Raw genomic sequence first — 16,482 nt, 5'->3', positions numbered from 1 at the left:
TAAAGTTTAAAAAAATCAGAGGTTTTAAATTCCTCTGATAAAAATGATTATTTAATTCTCCACATAATAACCGCATCCTCATTTGTATCTGAATAATAGCCACGTCTTACTCCACAATCTATAAAACCATATTTTTTATATAATGATTGTGCTATTAAATTTGATTTCCTTACTTCCAAGGTTATGTTATATATTCCTCTCTGTTCACATACATGGATTAGCTTTTCAACGATTTCGTTTCCTATTCCTTGACCTCTGTAGGTTGGATAAACAGCTATATTGGTTATATGCCCCTCATCGAGTATAAGCCACAGACCACCGTAGCCAATTATTTTCCCCTCTTTCTCTGCAACTATATATCTAGCTAATTCGTTCTTATTTATTTCTATTTCAAATGCTTCCCTTGTCCATGGTGTTGTGAATACTTCTCTTTCTACATAAAGCACTCCATCTATATCATCAGAAGTCATTTCTCTTATAATTACATCATTCATCTCTATCACCGCTTAAAGAATGCTTCTCCTTGTATTCTCTTTGGGCTTGAGATTCTCTTAAATAATCTGGTGCTAAATCCAAAAAGCTTTCTACCTTTCCTTCCTTAGCCTTAGCCATGGCAAGCTCTGCCACCGAAGATGCCCTAGCCATGTTAGCACTTTTAGGGGCAAATCTCGCCTTCTCTCCTAATTCTTCAGTAAGCCTTTGCTTATACACAAGAGTTCCATCTCCAACAAAGACTACTGTTTCAGGCCTTTCTTTTAGAATATCTATAAGCTCTTCTATTTCTAATACCGTTTGTTCTTTTATTATATGTAGGTTTCCATTTGTCCATTTATATATAGCTGTAAACACTCTATCTCTTCTAGCATCCATTACAGGTACCACTATTCCTTCACAATAAGGCAAATTAAATGCAAGTGCATCTAAGGTAGGTATCCCTACTACACTTTTATTTACTGCTTGAGCAAGACCCTTTATGGTGGCTACTCCTATTCTTAACCCTGTAAATGAGCCTGGTCCTTTAGCCACTGCAAATATATCTATATCACTGACCTTTAGCTCACAACCTTCAAGTGCTTCTTGAATAATAGGCATTATTTTTTGTGAATGAGTTAATTTATGATTAAGAGTATATTCTACTAACAATTTGTCTTCATGAATAATTGCACATGTGGCAGAAGTACTAGAGGTATCGATGGCTAAGACCTTCATATTCTTTCAACTCCTTTTTTCCCTATAGCTTCAAATAGCTCTTCTAATTCTTTAATAATATTTGAATACTTATCTCCCTTACCTTCTATAGTTATTTCCCTACTATCCATGTAATCTTTTTTACTTATAGTAATATTTAATCTTTCGTCTGGTAAAATCTCCTCTATTATATCTGCCCATTCTATAATAGCTACACCATCAGAATAAAAGTACTCTTCATATCCTAAATCATACATTTCTTCAATATCACCAATTCTATAAACATCAAAATGATACAAGTCACATCTACCCTTATATTCATTTATTATTGTAAATGTAGGACTGGTAACATAGTCTTCTATATCTAAACCCTTGGCTATTGACTGAGTTAAGGTAGTTTTACCTGCTCCTAAATCTCCTGTCATACATATTACTTCCCCACCCTTTAATAGTTTTCCTATCATAAGTCCTAAATTTTCTGTCTCTTTTATACTGTCTATATTCATTTTAAGCAATGTTTTCATCCTTCCTTCTATGGCCTTATAAAGGCTTCTATCAAAGCATTAAAAATTAGAATTTTCCTACTACTTATAGAAATATTATATCCAGTTTATGTCCTATATACAAGGGATATAAGACATAAAAAACGAGACCCTTCACTTAATTTCAGGGTGACAAAAATGGTTGTCATTCTGAAACAAGAGAAGAGCCTCGGGATTTTGAAAAAGCTAGTCTGGGGGATTAAGCTTTTTCAAATTTGCTATCTATGAAGTATTGGTGATACTCTTTTATATAGAGGTATTGTAATAGCTGATACCATTATTCCCTTTAAAAAGTTAAAAGGTACTATTCCAAATAATATAAAGCTTCTATAGTCTGTAACATATTTATTTACCTTTGAACCCATTTCAACAAATGTTTCTACTGGTGCACCAAATAGTTTTGCATAGAAAGGTATTAGAAAATAGTAATTTAATATAGAAGCCGCAGCAGTCATTGCTACAGTCGCAACAAGCATGCCTATTATAGCACCCTTAAATGTTCTGTCCTTTTTATAAATAACTCCAGCTACAAAAACGAATATGCCGCCTACAAAAAAATTTGCCAGTTCTCCAACTGCTCCAGTAGTAGTGCCTTCAATGGCAACATTAAGTATGTTTTTAATTAACTCAATAACCACCCCAGCTACAGGTCCTAGTGAAAATGCACCGATAAGTGCAGGGATATCACTAAGATCAACCTTTAGAAAAGGTGGGGTAAACCATAGTGGCATTTCAAAATACATAATTAAAAATGCCAATACTGATAACACAGATGTTTTAACCATGGTTCTTGTGCTCATTTTTTTACTTGCCGTTAACATATATACCATCCCTCCATTTTTGCCTTCAGAGCAATTGGCATTTGCCGCAGTCTCGCAACTCAAATTTATTTGCTCGCTATCGCTCTCATAAATTTGGTGCTCGTTGCGTTTGACCTACCATCGATTTTCCGATAAAAGCGTTCGGAAAATCGGGTTAGGTCATAAAAAAAACCCTGAAGAATATATCAGGGCTTGATAGCTAAATTTAGTCCACAAAAATAGACATTAGCTAAAACCTTCTCTCATCCAGACTTTACTGTCGGTCTTGGAATCACACCAAGTCAACTGCTTTAGCAGCTCGCGGACTATACCGCCGGTCGGGAATTACACCCTGCCCTGAAGATTTTACATTTATTAATTTTTTACGCTTTCATTATCTCATAGGATAATTATTTTGTCAATTAAAATTTAGTTGTTAGTTGCTAGCTGTTAGCTGTTAGCTAAAAGCTAAGAGCTCGAAACTTACTTTACTCTCTGTCCATCTATAAAAGTTGCAAAGGTCTTACAGCCTACATCTGTTAGTGGATTACCATCAAATATTACTATATCTGCATCCTTCCCTACTTCAATGCTTCCTACTCTGTCCTGTATTCCTAGTATTTCTGCAGGGTTTATAGTAATAGACTTAAATGCTTCCATCTCATCTAATCCTGCTTTTACTGCTAATCCAGCACATAGTGGTAAATATTGAAGTGGTATCACAGGAGAGTCTGTCATAATAGCTACTTTAACTCCAGCATTATGCAAAATAGCAGGAGTTTCAAAGGTAAGATTTCTAAGCTCAAACTTAGATCTATCTGAAAGCGAAGGTCCTACTATAGCACATTTACCTTCTGCTGCGAGCTGGTCTGCTATTAAATGTCCTTCTGTACAATGCTCAAGAGTTATATCTACATCAAATTCCTTTGCTATTCTTATGGCAGTAAAAATATCATCTGCTCTGTGTGCATGTGCCTTTAGAGGAATTTCTTTCTTTATAACCTTGATCATAGCCTCCATTTTCATATCATATTTAGGAGCTAGTACAGGATTTTCCTTTGATTGCTCAAGATTTTCAATATATTCTTTTGTCTTCATCAAAGTATCTCTAAGAATTGCTGCAGTAGCCATTCTTGTAGACGGTGATTTTTTTTGTGCATCATAAACTCTTTTTGGGTTTTCACCAAATGCAATCTTCATAGCTAAAGGCTCTTTTACTATCATATCGTCTACTCTATTACCATAGGTTTTAATAGCTGCAAATTGTCCTCCTACTACATTTGCACTACCAGGTCCAGTAGCTACACAGGTAATCCCACCTTCATATGCTTCCTTAAATGTAACATCCATTGGATTAATACCGTCTATAGCTCTTAAATGTGGAGTAACTGGGTCAACCATCTCATTTCCATCACTGCCCTCAAAGCCTATTCCATCTTCCCACATTCCAAGGTGGCAGTGAGCATCTATAAAGCCTGGTGTTACCAGTCTTCCCTCTGCATCTATTACTTCAGCATCAAGCGGAGCAACTATATCGTTGCCAACTTCTTTTATCTTTCCATTTTCGATTAATATACTTCCATTTTCAATGATTCCTTCCAAGCCCATAGTATAAATTTTTGCATTTTTAATTAAAATCATTTTTATTCCCCCTTGTACAATTATGTAACACTCTTGATTGCTTTAGCCAAATCCTCTAAGGTGCAAGGCTTAGTCAATACATAGTCTACGCTTTCGTAGTTTTTGCTCATTAATTCACTAGGCCAGCCAGTTATAATAATAAATTTAACATCTGGGTATTGAGCTTTAACTTTCTTGCTTAATCCTATACCATTTGGATCTGGCATTGCTAAATCACATATAATTATATCATATTTTTTTTGAAGTAGTCTAGCCATTACATCTGAGCTTGTAATTTCTAAGTCTGCATCTACTTTTAAAGTAGAAAGCATCCTAACTATAGTATCTCCTACTTGCGAAATATCATCTATCACAAGAACTTTTAGTTCCTTTTCTACATCTATGCTCATCTCTGCTTTAACCACATTATTAGACTTTGTGCTTCTTAAGATACCATCAAAATAAAGCTTAAATATGGTGCCGCAGCCTGACCCGCTTTCAATCTCTACTATGCCATTATGCTCTTCCACTATTTCTTTAACAATACATAAACCTAAGCCTGTCCCCTTAGCTCCCTTTGTGCTGTAATAGGGTTCAAAAATCTCTTCTCTTACTTCTTCAGGGATTCCAGGTCCCGTATCTCCTATTTCAATTACAGCCTTATTATTCTCATCATAGGTTTTTATTGTTAGTGTACCACCACTTTCCATAGCATCCATAGCATTTGAAAGTAGGTTTATTATCACTTCTCTAATTTCATGATCTACACAAAGTATTTTACTATTAGATTTTAGTTCTTTTATTATTACTAGACTATTTCCGCAGGATTCATAATAATTTTTCCATCTAGGTTTTGCCATCTCTATACTGCTTTCAACTATAGAGTTTATGGAATATATATCTTTTTTATGGTTAAACTGCTTTCTATTAAAGCTTAATATCCTTTCTACTATATTTTTCCCATCTAAAGCAGACTTATAGATAATATTCATATACTCCTTCAAGTCAGGACTTAGCTCTTGAGATAAAGCAATTTGAGAAAAGCCTAATATGGTGGTTAAAAGATTGTTAAAATCATGGGCTATTCCTCCAGCCAGTTCCCCTAAAGCCTTTAGCTTTTCAGTTCTGCTAATACTCTTCTGGTAATCCTCCTGTAGCTTCTGTTTCTGAATGAGTGCCCAAAGAGTGCTACCTACAGCCTCTAAAAAGTGTATATGCTCGTATATGCTTTTACTATCTTTACTAGAGAAAAGAAACATAATACCAATAACAGAATTGTTTTTTGATTTAATAGGTATGCTTACAAAGGTTTTTATATTATATTTTTTATAAATACAATTTAGTATAGGTTCTTCAAAATCCTCGCTTGATTGTATAGTCACTCTATTATTTGAAAATATAACAATTTCATCAAGCTTGAGTTTATGTCTATCCAACTCTTCTTCATATCCGGGAGGCAGTTTATATCTTCCTAGTATATTTTCCTTAACTAAAAAGTTATCTGTAATCTTCATTATACAGCCAAAATCTATACTAGTAATCTCAGATATTTTAACTAATAAAGTATCTAATAAATCATCCGTAGTATTCCTATATGAAGAGTCTAGTATTAACTCATTCAGTAGCTCTAGCTTTTTATTTTCTCTGTGAAGCAGCATCCTATCAGTAAAAATACTCTTAACGTATCTAAAAAGCACTTCTATCTCAGTAAAGCTATTAGGTTTATATATATATACCTTACTAGAATCGTATAATAAAAACTTATCATATAAATACATCAAGCTATAGAAATATTCTTCACTAAATTCATCTAAAAAGAAATTGGTTAATATCATAACCCCTTTTCCCATTGCAATTTTTTTAATTGCATTATGGAACTCATAAGACTTTTCAAAGGTTAATTTACCTTCGTAAAATTTGTTTCTAGTTCCATAGATTAATATTTTTTCATGTCCTTTTTCCTTACATTTGTCTATTAAATTACAGTAATAACTGTATACATGCTGAATATCTATAGTACCATCCTTTAGATATTCATCCGTTGAAACTGGTATAATTTGACCGCTTTTAACGAATCTACTATAATCAATGCTCCAGTCCTTAATTCTTTTTTCGCTGTAAATCAAATCTACTTCTGTATTATAAGCAAAAATAAAGCATCCCTTGTCCCCTAATATTTCTAAGGCTAATTCTTTAAATATATTGTATTTTTGGCTATCTACACTTGAGGTCAATATTCCGCATAAAGTACTGGGTGTGTATTTAAGTTTGTTAGCTTTATCACCCACTATTTTATCCCCCCCAGCTTTTATTAGCTCCCTTCCCAATAATCCCTTGTATAAACTCCTTCCTATGCTTCTTTCATACTAAGTCCTATTCTACCCTTTTCAATATCTACATCTAGTATTTTTACATTTACTATGTCTCCTACAGACACTACGTCCATTGGGTTTTTAACAAATTTATTAGACAAATGAGAAATATGCACTAAGCCGTCCTGTTTTACTCCTATATCTACAAATGCTCCAAAATCAACTACATTCCTTACAGTACCTGTAAGTATCATATCTGGTTTTAAATCTTCCATTTTCAATACATCCGTTCTGAAAACTGGCTTTGGCATTTCTTCTCTAGGGTCCCTGCCTGGCTTCTTAAGCTCTTTAAAAATATCTCTTAAGGTTGGTACTCCTATTTGGAGCTCCTTGGCAAATTCTACTATATTTTTTTCATTTACAATAGAGTCTATTTCCTTAAGCTTACCTGCTTTAATGTCCTCTTCAGAAAAACCTAGCTTATTAATAAGCTTTAAGGCTACCTCATAGGATTCAGGGTGAACTCCGGTATTATCTAAAGGATTATCTCCATTAGATATTCTTAAAAAGCCTGCACATTGAACAAAGGTTGCCTCTCCCAGTCTTTTTATCTTTAAAAGCTCTTTTCTATCGTTGAACTTTCCTATTTCTTCTCTATGCTTTACTATATTTTTTGCTACACCTGCTGATATACCTGAAACATAGCTAAGTAACGAAACAGAAGCAGTGTTTAAATCTACTCCCACATTGTTTACACAGTCTTCTACAACCCCTCTAAGGGTCTCGTCTAGCTTTCCTTGGTTTATATCGTGTTGATATTGACCTACTCCAACGCTTTTAGGGTCTATTTTTACTAACTCAGCCAACGGGTCCTGAAGTCTTTTTCCTATAGATATAGCACCTCTTATGGAAACATTTATATCTGGGTATTCTTCATTTGCTATCTTAGAAGCTGAGTATACTGAAGCTCCTGCTTCACTTACTATAGTATAATATACTTTTTTGTTTAAATCCTTTAGCATATCTGCAACTATCATTTCAGATTCTCTAGAAGCAGTTCCATTTCCTATAGCAATAATGTCTACACTATGTTTTTTAATAAGTTCTGTTAATTCTTTTTTAGCTTCTTCTACCTTGTTTTGAGGCTCAGTTGGATAAACAGTAGTATGGTCAAGAAGCTTTCCTGTCTCGTCTACTACTGCAATCTTGCATCCTGTTCTAAAGGCAGGGTCAAATCCCATAACTACCTTTCCCTTTACTGGCGCCTGCATTAGTAGTGGCTTTAGATTTTGTCCAAATACCTTTATAGCTTGTTCTTCTGCCCTTTCTGTAAGGGTATTTCTAATTTCTCGTTCTATGGAAGGGAATATAAGTCTTTTATACCCATCTTCAATACTAGATAACAAGTATGGAGTTGTTATGGCTTTATAATTAACTACTACTTTAGATTTTAAAATATCTATTATATTATCATCTGGACTATCTACCTTTACTCTTAAGAACTTCTCCTTTTCTCCTCTGTTTATAGCCAACACTCTATGATTTGCTACTGCTTTTACTGGTTCCTTATAGTCATAATACATTTCATATACTGATTTTGTTTCTTTGTCCACTGCATTAGTTACTAATATGCCTTTATCAAAGACTATATTTCTTATTAGCTCTCGAAACTCTGCATTATCAGATACTATCTCTGCAATTATATCCATGGCTCCTTGATAAGCTTCTTCTACTGTAGTTACTCCTTTTTCTTCGTCTATATAAGGTTCCCCTATGTCTTCTAGATTTCCACTATTTATCTCTTGAGATAATATTACATTTGCTAAAGGCTCTAGACCTTTTTCTTTAGCTATTGTAGCTCGAGTTCTCCTCTTAGGTCTATAAGGTCTATACAAATCCTCTATTCTTTGAAGTGTTTCTGAGGCTAGTATTTCTTTCTTTAACTCTTCTGTTAGATTTCCTTGCTCTTCTATTAGTCTAATGACTTCCATTTGTCTATTTTCAAGATTTCTTAAATATGTGAGCCTTTCATACAAGTCTCTCAAAACTACATCGCTTAATTCTCCTGTTTGTTCTTTTCTATATCTTGCGATAAAGGGTATAGTATTTCCTTCATCAATAAGGCCAACTGTATTCTCAACCTGAAACTTTTTTAGCTTAAACTCTTCCACAAGTCTTAATATTATGTCCAATGATTATCTCTCCTTTAGTTTAGTCTTTGATTTAAAGATTATATGCTGTTTCTGATTATCCCCTAAATAGTATTCTACATATAAAAACCTTTTCCCTCTTTTTAGGAAAATGATAGGAAAAATTTCCTAAGGATTTACATGTTATACACAAAATAGTCATCCTTTAGATGACTATTTTGCCTTATATTTCAAATATTCGTTCATAAACATATCTATATTTCCATCCATTACACTGGAGGTATTACCTGTTTCTGCATTTGTCCTGTGGTCTTTTACTAAGCTATATGGATGAAATACATAGGATCTTATTTGTGAACCCCAAGCTATTTGAGTATATTTCCCTTGGATGTCTTCTATCTTTTCTTTTTGCTCAAGCTCTTTTATCTCTATTAGCTTTGCCATTAGCATTCTCATGGCTGTTGCTTTGTTGCTATGCTGTGACCTTTCGCTCTGACACTGAACTACTATTCCTGTGGGTATATGAGTAATTCTTATGGCTGAGTCAGTAGTATTAACATGCTGTCCTCCAGCTCCACCTGACCTATATGTGTCGATTTTCAAGTCATTTGGGTCTATGTCTATTTCAATATCTTCATCTAGCTGAGGAAACACATCTACGGATGCAAAGGATGTATGCCTACGACCTGAGGAATCAAAGGGTGAAATTCTAACTAGTCTGTGAACACCTTTTTCTGATTTTAAATATCCATAAGCATTTAATCCGCTTATTGAAAGTGTTACGCTTTTTATACCACCCTCTGTATCAGAAATAATATCCAAAACCTCTGTTTTATACCCCTTTCCCTCGCTCCATCTCTTGTACATTCTTAGGAGCATTTCTGCCCAATCCTGTGCCTCTAATCCTCCTGCTCCTGCGTGAATAGATAGTATTGCACCATTTTTATCATATTCTCCACTTAAAAGAGTTGCTATTTTTAGGTTGCTAATTTCATCTTGAACCTTTTCAGTGTTTTCTCTTATTTCCTTTTCTAAGGAATGCTCATCTTCATCTTCTGCAAGCTGAAGTAATACCTCTACATCCTCTAATTCTGATAATATGCCTTCGTATTCTCCTAATTTATCCTTTATATAATTGATTTCCTGCATTATTTTTTGAGCGTTGTTTACATCATCCCAAAAGCCTTGTTCATAAGTCTTTTCCTCTAATTTGCTTAATTGCTCTCTAAGATGACCTAAGTCAAAGAGAAACACCAACCTCTTTGATTTCCTCTTTTAATGCAGCTATTTTATCTCTATACAATTCAAATTCAATCAAATAATCATCTCCTTACATTTTCAGCTAACTTTGATGAAAAATTTAAATAAAATACTAAGCGAACATTTGCAGGACATGACTATAATTCTTAGCGAATGTAGATGAAAAATCCGTTAAGCAACTTGCACTGTTTGAGCGAAGCGAGTTTGCAAGTTGTAGGATTTTTTATCGAAATGAGCTAATAGAATTATTCAGGTCCGAAACCGTGAGCGCGTATTTTATTTAAATTTTCTCTTACTCATTCTGTCCACAGCATTTTTTATACTTTTTACCGCTTCCACATGGACATGGGTCATTTCTGCCTATTTTTTGCCCCTTTATTACTGGCTTAGATTTTTTTTCTGCTTCTCCATGACTTGCACCAGTTACTCTTGCAACTCTTTCTCTTTCAACCTTTTCAGGCTTTTGAAGATGGTAAAGAGCTCTAACTGTATCTTCTTGAATGCTCCTTGTCATTTCTTCAAACATATCAAAGCCTTCTACCTGATAAGCTATTACAGGGTCTTCATTACCCATTGCTCTAAGTCCGATTCCCTGTTTTAGCTGATCCATTGCATCAATATGATCCATCCACTTAATATCTACTGTTTTTAGAAGTATTACTCTTTCAATGTCTCTAATGACTTCTTCTCCAATTTCCTTTTCCTTGCCTTCATAAAGCTGTACTGCCTTATTGAATATAGCATCCTTTAAGCTTTCTTTTGTAAGCTCCTCAGGTTTTTCAAATGTTAACATTCCCTTTACAGGTATAAATTCTGAAATTTTGTCTATAAGCCCATTTAAATCCCATTCCTCGGGATATTTTATGCCCTCTGTATATGTGCCAATAAAAGCATCAATAATATTTCCTGCCATTGAAAGTATGTGCTCTCTTAGGTTTTCACCTTCAAGAACCTTTCTTCTTTCAGCATATATAACTTCTCTTTGCTTGTTCATAACATCATCATATTGAAGAACATGCTTTCTGATACTAAAGTTACGTCCTTCTATTCTTTTTTGAGCACTTTCTATAGATTTAGAAAGTAGGTTGTGCTCTAATGGCTCATCATCTGGCATACCAAGGGTTTCTACCATGCCTTTAATTCTATCGCTACCAAAAAGTCTCATTAAATCATCTTCTAGGGATACATAAAATCTTGATGAACCAGGATCTCCTTGACGTCCTGCACGACCTCTAAGCTGATTATCTATACGCCTTGATTCATGTCTTTCTGTGCCTATTATATGAAGACCTCCAGCCTGCAAAACTTTTTTTCCTTCTTCCCCAGTAAGGCCTTTGGCTTTTTCTAATTCTTCTCTATATATGTTTCTTGCAGCTATTAGCTCCTCATCATCTGTATCTGCAAATCCATCAACCAGAGATATTATTTCATCAGCATAGCCTTTTTTCTTCAGTTCATTTTTTGCTATAAACTCAGGATTTCCTCCCAGTACTATATCTGTACCACGTCCTGCCATGTTGGTAGCTATGGTTACAGCTCCATATCTACCTGCTTGAGCTACGATTTCAGCCTCTCTTTCATGATACTTGGCATTTAATACTTCATGCTTTACTCCTTCTTTTTTAAGCATTTTGCTTAAAATCTCTGATCTTTCTATTGATATAGTACCTACTAGCACAGGCTGACCCTTACTGTGTTTTTCTTTAATTTCATTTACAACAGCCTTAAATTTAGCCTCTTCATTTTTATATACAGCATCTGGATAGTCACTTCTAACTACTGGCCTATTAGTTGGTATCTCTATAACATCTACATTATATATTTCCCTAAACTCATCTTCCTCAGTCTTAGCTGTACCCGTCATACCAGAAAGTTTTTTATACATTCTAAAATAGTTTTGGAAGGTAATGGTTGCTAGGGTTTTAGATTCTCTCCTTACATCTAAGCCTTCCTTAGCTTCTATTGCCTGATGTAAACCTTCACTGTATCTTCTACCAAACATAAGTCTTCCAGTGAATTCATCTACTATAATTACTTCTCCATCCTTAACCACATAATCAATATCCTTTTTCATTATATTGTTAGCCTTTAATGCTTGATTAATGTGATGGGATATTTCCATATTTGAAGAATCTGCAAGGTTTTCTACTCCAAAGGCTCTCTCTGCCTTTTCTACACCTCTTTCTGTAATAGTTACATTTCTAGCCTTTTCATCTACAACAAAATCTACTGTTTCCTCTTTGTATTCTCTTTCTAGCCTGCTAACCTTTTCTTCATTTGGGTCTAATATCCTGCCCTTAAGCCCCTGTACAAAAGCATTAGCTGCATAGTATAGCTTAGTAGATTTATCTCCTTCGCCAGAAATAATAAGAGGAGTTCTAGCTTCATCAACTAATATGCTATCTACCTCGTCTACTATTGCAAAGTTTAACTCTCTTTGAACCATTTCATGTTTATATATGACCATATTGTCTCTTAAATAATCAAATCCAAATTCATTGTTGGTTCCATAAGTAATATCACATTCATAGGCTTTTCTTCTAGCTTCATTGCTCATGTCGTGCAATATACAGCCTACAGATAATCCTAAAAATTCGTAAACCTTACCCATCCAATCCCTGTCTCTCTTAGCTAGGTAATCATTAACTGTAACTACATGAGCTCCTTTTCCAGTAAGTGCATTTAGGTATACAGCTAGTGTAGCTGTTAGTGTTTTACCTTCACCTGTTTTCATCTCAGCTATTCTTCCTTGATGAAGTACAATACCGCCTATTAACTGTACTCTGTAATGCTTAGTGCCTAAAACTCTATGTGCTGCTTCTCTAACTACAGCGAATGCCTCTGGTAATATATCATCTAGTGTTTCCCCAGCATCTAATCTATTTTTAAACTCTTGTGTTTTCCCTTTTAATTCATCATCCCTAAGCCTTTGCATCCTTTCATCTAAAGCTTCTATTTCTTCTATTATAGGCTCTATCCTCTTTATCTCTCTTTCACTATAAGTCCCAAAGAACTTTTCAAACATTCTCTTCAAGCTTCTCACCTCTTATAAATTTTGACTTATCAATTAATTTTATCATTAATGTTAATTTGTTACAAGTAAAGTTATACACACAAAAAAAGCACCCTTAGATGCTTTTCATATTTTGCTTCTATATTTAAATCTGATCATTTTAGTTCTATCATAGCTTTCATTAGTCATTATACTCTGGATAAATAAAAATAAGCCAAGTGTAATAAAAATATCTCCAATGCTTAGGAGTTGCGGATAAAAATATGGTGGTGGAACCGTGATTATTTTGCCTAAATATCCAAACTTTGAACTACCTTCTAGGGGAGTGTAAAAGGCAAGCTTTCCAGTCATAGCAATATCTGCTAAGTCTGAATATCCTGCAAGTAGTAATCCATCGATAGATATAGGTGTCTTCCATCCATTATTAAACATTACAAAAATATTTAATCCTGCTCCTAATAAAATAATTAACAAGGATCTATGTTTAAAATTAATTACAATGCCTATAAACAAAAGTACATAGGAAATTATGTATAATTCTTTTATATACTTAAGGACAAACTCATTACCGTTAACTCCAAAAAGGATTATGCTTCCTTGGAGGATAAGGGCTAAAATAAAAACCCATACCTTTTTAAACTCTAAATGGGATAGTCTAGAAAACTTCCCTCCCCTTATTTTCCCAAATAAGATAGCTAAAAGAACACTCTCTATTAACAATAGTTTTTCCCCCTTTCTTTGCCGTACCCAAGAATTATAAGGTTTAAACTATAATTCTTACTTCAATTATTACTATTCTATATTTTTATATAAATTCCTTTTAATATATAAAAAAAGCTTTTTATGAAGCCTATTAATGGTCAAGTTTATATTTAAGAAAGGGCAAAATAAAGGGAGAAAACACCAACAAAAAAGCGACAGAAATTTTCTGCCGCTTATGTAAATAATCTTCATTTAGAATTCTGGTTGGATTAATCCGTAATTACCATCTTTTCTTTTATAAACTATATTAACCTCATCTGTTTCTGCATCTCTAAATACATAAAACGCATGTCTAAGTAGCTCCATTTGCAATACTGCTTCCTCTGCATCCATAGGCTTCATTGCAAATCTTTTGGTTCTAACTATACTAGGTTCTTTATCATTTTCTGAAGCTGGAAGTGCCTGAACATTCTCAAATCTAATAGTATCTAGTCCTTTATTTCTTTTTTGAAGCTTAGTCTTGTGTTTTGTAACCTGCCTTTCTAAGACATCTATTACCTTGTCTAAGGATTGATACATGTCTTCTGTAGATTCTTCTGCCCTAATAATAGCACCTGAAAAAGGAATTGTTACCTCAATGATTTGCCTGTTCTTCTCAACACTTAATGTCACATCAACTGGTACATCCTGATAAAAATACTTGTCTAGCTTACTAACCTTCTTTTCGATAGTGTCCCTAAGTGCATCTGTTACCGCCATATTCTTGCCGCTGATAGTGATTTTCATACACTTCAACTCCCTTCAGTTTAAATGTTAATTATAAATTATATTTAATTTATAAATATTAAATTCTACATAAATAATAAATTTCCTTTGAGAATATTCAAATATTTAATAAAGACTATAATTTTTCAAATAATAATTTGTTTATTATATATATAATACCCACAGCATGTATAAAATAACAAAGTTTTAATTTTAAATATTATTTTTATATGTAAATTTAAGTATTCATTTCTATAGGGTTTAAGTAATTCGACTTAATGTAGAATCACTTGTTTAAATAATATTTATATACTAATGTATAGTAAACATCTAATATATATTCTCACTTTAGGTTAAAGTCATAGTTAATGTGTTTCTATTGTTTTTGTCAATTTTAGAATGATTTTTTATATGGTAAATTTTTATATTCATTGTTTGGTATAATTATTCATATATTTATCCACATTTATTCTGTTGTTTATTTGTGGATAAAATATAGAGGTTTTTGTGGATAATGTGCATAAGTTTGTGGACAACTGTTTATTTGTGCACATTTTTATGTGTAAAACCTGTGTATATTAAGTGGAAAACCGTGAATTGAAAATAATACTGCCAAATAATATTAATTTTCTTAATTTACTTGACCATTATACTTATTCTTTTTATTGTGTATAATATTATAACTATGCACAATATATAGTTAAAGCTTAGATAAGTGTTGTTTTTAAATACATATGCATAATAGTCGATAAAGGTCAAAAAATAGTACCTATTCTCTATGGATAATAATTGTAAATAATTATAAGATTTATATATAAGCTTGATGTACAATAAAAAACTAAAGGAGTAATATATATGAGTAAAGCTTCATTAGAGCAAATAGTTAGAAAAGTTAGAGACATGCCCTCCCTTCCAGATACTATGATGCAAATAATAGGCCTTACAGAGGATCCAGAATCTACAGTTAAGGATTTAGAAGAAGTTATATTAAAGGATCAAACCCTTACTTCAAAGGTGCTGCAGTTAGCAAACTCAACTCACTATGGGTACTCCAGAAGAATAAGCACTATCTCAGAAGCTACTGTCCTATTAGGATTTCAGACTATTAAAAGCATAGCTTTAGCTTCAAGTGTAAATAAAATACTCGTGAAAGAGTTGCCTGGATATGGTCTAAAGAAAAATATGCTTTGGGAGCAATCTCAGTCCTGTGCCATAATAGCTAGGTTTATTGCGAAAAAGCTAAGAATTAAAAATATCAATCCAGAAGAGGCTTATATAGCTGGTCTATTAAGGGATATCGGCAAGGTTATTTTAAATTATTATGTAACTAATGAATTCTATCAAATAGTGGAAATAGTTCAAAGTGGTGAAAAAACCTTTTTAGAAGCAGAAAAAGAAGTTCTTGGATTTGATCATGGACAAATAGGAGCTAAGGTTGCAGAGAAATGGAATTTTCCTGTTGATTTAGTAGAGGCCATTGCATATCATCATATACCACAGGAAGCAAAGAATAACCCTACATTAGTGTCCATAATTCATATTGCTGATACAATAGTCATGATGCTGGGAATAGATTTAGGAATAGATAGTTTAAAGTATAACTTTTCAAGGTATGCTATGGATATATTAAATATTGATGAGCATACTATAGAGCAAATAATTTCAGATGTTTCTGATGTTCTTTATGATGAAGAAGGCTTTAATCTTAGCTAATTATAAATATTAATCTTTCTCAAGCTTAATCTTTTGATTTTTTGAAATTTTCTGAAAAATCTCTTTACAAAGTTTGTAGAATGATGTATAATGTAATCAATAGGACGTGGTAGCGCTGTATCAACCATCTCCCAAGCTAAGTAACATATTTAAGTAAATTGTAATAGAAAAGTAGTTTAGTAGTTAGAAGTATATTTGATTTAGATTTGTGATTAAATTAGTTGAAGGAATTTAGTTATAGGTTTAAGATTTAAAGATAGGTTTAGGATTTAGAGATAGTAAAGCTGTTTATATGTTTTTCAAACTGAAAGGTAAAAGCAAAGTCAGGAAGAGTGATATATGTTATTAGACAGTCCACCAAAAAATCTAAGATGGTTGGTATAACTACTTAAGTCCTATTATTAATTAACGGACAGT

The 16,482-nt window shown here is 33.2% G+C and carries 12 protein-coding genes and 1 riboswitch; of the genes, 1 reads left to right on the top strand and 11 read right to left on the bottom strand.

What is annotated here, in order from left to right:
• Positions 1-47 precede the first annotated feature (47 nt).
• From rimI to hpf, 11 genes are all read right to left on the bottom strand, one after another.
• The gene (gene rimI, locus BLV37_RS10290; RefSeq protein WP_091730963.1) at positions 48-494 is read right to left on the bottom strand and encodes a ribosomal protein S18-alanine N-acetyltransferase; all 447 of its coding nucleotides are present in this window, start codon (positions 492-494) and stop codon (positions 48-50) included.
• Entirely contained in the window at positions 487-1,209 is a 723-nt protein-coding gene (gene tsaB, locus BLV37_RS10285; protein WP_091730960.1) for a tRNA (adenosine(37)-N6)-threonylcarbamoyltransferase complex dimerization subunit type 1 TsaB, read from the bottom strand. Before tsaB ends, rimI begins: the two co-directional genes overlap by 8 nt.
• Positions 1,206-1,694, bottom strand: a complete 489-nt coding sequence (gene tsaE / locus BLV37_RS10280; protein ID WP_280140140.1) for a tRNA (adenosine(37)-N6)-threonylcarbamoyltransferase complex ATPase subunit type 1 TsaE — start codon at positions 1,692-1,694, stop codon at positions 1,206-1,208. The genes tsaB and tsaE overlap by 4 nt, the downstream gene beginning before the upstream one ends.
• A 254-nt stretch (positions 1,695-1,948) precedes the next feature.
• Positions 1,949-2,551, bottom strand: a complete 603-nt coding sequence (locus BLV37_RS10275) for an ECF transporter S component (RefSeq protein WP_091730956.1) — start codon at positions 2,549-2,551, stop codon at positions 1,949-1,951.
• A gap of 230 nt (positions 2,552-2,781) precedes the next feature.
• Positions 2,782-2,899: riboswitch (FMN riboswitch) on the bottom strand.
• Between the two features lie 114 nt (positions 2,900-3,013).
• Complete coding sequence (locus tag BLV37_RS10270; protein WP_091730953.1) at positions 3,014-4,171, bottom strand: amidohydrolase; 1,158 nt, start codon at positions 4,169-4,171, stop codon at positions 3,014-3,016.
• A gap of 20 nt (positions 4,172-4,191) precedes the next feature.
• On the bottom strand, positions 4,192-6,438 hold the full coding sequence (locus BLV37_RS10265; RefSeq protein ID WP_143031504.1) for a sensor histidine kinase: 2,247 nt from the start codon (positions 6,436-6,438) through the stop codon (positions 4,192-4,194).
• A gap of 62 nt (positions 6,439-6,500) precedes the next feature.
• Positions 6,501-8,654 (bottom strand): Tex family protein, encoded by a 2,154-nt coding sequence (locus tag BLV37_RS10260; RefSeq protein ID WP_091730948.1) that lies wholly within the window; start codon positions 8,652-8,654, stop codon positions 6,501-6,503.
• 171 nt (positions 8,655-8,825) lie between these two features.
• A protein-coding gene (prfB, locus tag BLV37_RS10255) for a peptide chain release factor 2 (protein ID WP_176967950.1) occupies positions 8,826-9,930 on the bottom strand; the annotation gives its coding sequence in 2 pieces (ribosomal slippage) (positions 8,826-9,854 and positions 9,856-9,930; 1,104 coding nt in all).
• Positions 9,931-10,164: 234 nt separating this feature from the next.
• Positions 10,165-12,897, bottom strand: a complete 2,733-nt coding sequence (gene secA / locus BLV37_RS10250; RefSeq protein ID WP_176967953.1) for a preprotein translocase subunit SecA — start codon at positions 12,895-12,897, stop codon at positions 10,165-10,167.
• A gap of 114 nt (positions 12,898-13,011) precedes the next feature.
• A complete protein-coding gene (locus tag BLV37_RS10245; protein ID WP_091730940.1) occupies positions 13,012-13,605 on the bottom strand; it encodes a DUF5317 domain-containing protein in 594 nt (197 codons plus the stop codon).
• 234 nt (positions 13,606-13,839) lie between these two features.
• Positions 13,840-14,373 carry a ribosome hibernation-promoting factor, HPF/YfiA family gene (hpf, locus tag BLV37_RS10240; protein ID WP_091730937.1) on the bottom strand — a complete coding sequence of 178 codons (534 nt, stop codon included), beginning with the start codon at positions 14,371-14,373 and terminating at the stop codon, positions 13,840-13,842.
• A gap of 834 nt (positions 14,374-15,207) precedes the next feature.
• Here hpf and BLV37_RS10235 point away from each other — a divergent pair.
• Positions 15,208-16,065 carry an HDOD domain-containing protein gene (locus tag BLV37_RS10235; protein WP_091730934.1) on the top strand — a complete coding sequence of 286 codons (858 nt, stop codon included), beginning with the start codon at positions 15,208-15,210 and terminating at the stop codon, positions 16,063-16,065.
• The last annotated feature ends 417 nt before the right edge of the window (positions 16,066-16,482 follow it).

The sequence above is a fragment of the Proteiniborus ethanoligenes genome, from assembly GCF_900107485.1.
GTDB lineage: Bacteria > Bacillota > Clostridia > Tissierellales > Proteiniboraceae > Proteiniborus > Proteiniborus ethanoligenes.
The sequence above is the reverse complement of the archived record's forward strand: the minus strand, read 5'-3'. Positions and strand labels throughout refer to the sequence as shown.

Excerpts from the sequence above, each read along its gene's own strand:
- rimI (WP_091730963.1), bottom strand. The coding sequence starts at position 494 with ATGAATGATGTAATTATAAGAGAAATGACTTCTGATGATATAGATGGA.
- BLV37_RS10270 (WP_091730953.1), bottom strand. The coding sequence starts at position 4,171 with ATGATTTTAATTAAAAATGCAAAAATTTATACTATGGGCTTGGAAGGA.
- BLV37_RS10235 (WP_091730934.1), top strand. The coding sequence starts at position 15,208 with ATGAGTAAAGCTTCATTAGAGCAAATAGTTAGAAAAGTTAGAGACATG.
- BLV37_RS10275 (WP_091730956.1), bottom strand. The coding sequence starts at position 2,551 with ATGTTAACGGCAAGTAAAAAAATGAGCACAAGAACCATGGTTAAAACA.
- secA (WP_176967953.1), bottom strand. The coding sequence starts at position 12,897 with ATGTTTGAAAAGTTCTTTGGGACTTATAGTGAAAGAGAGATAAAGAGG.
- tsaE (WP_280140140.1), bottom strand. The coding sequence starts at position 1,694 with ATGAATATAGACAGTATAAAAGAGACAGAAAATTTAGGACTTATGATA.
- tsaB (WP_091730960.1), bottom strand. The coding sequence starts at position 1,209 with ATGAAGGTCTTAGCCATCGATACCTCTAGTACTTCTGCCACATGTGCA.
- hpf (WP_091730937.1), bottom strand. The coding sequence starts at position 14,373 with ATGAAAATCACTATCAGCGGCAAGAATATGGCGGTAACAGATGCACTT.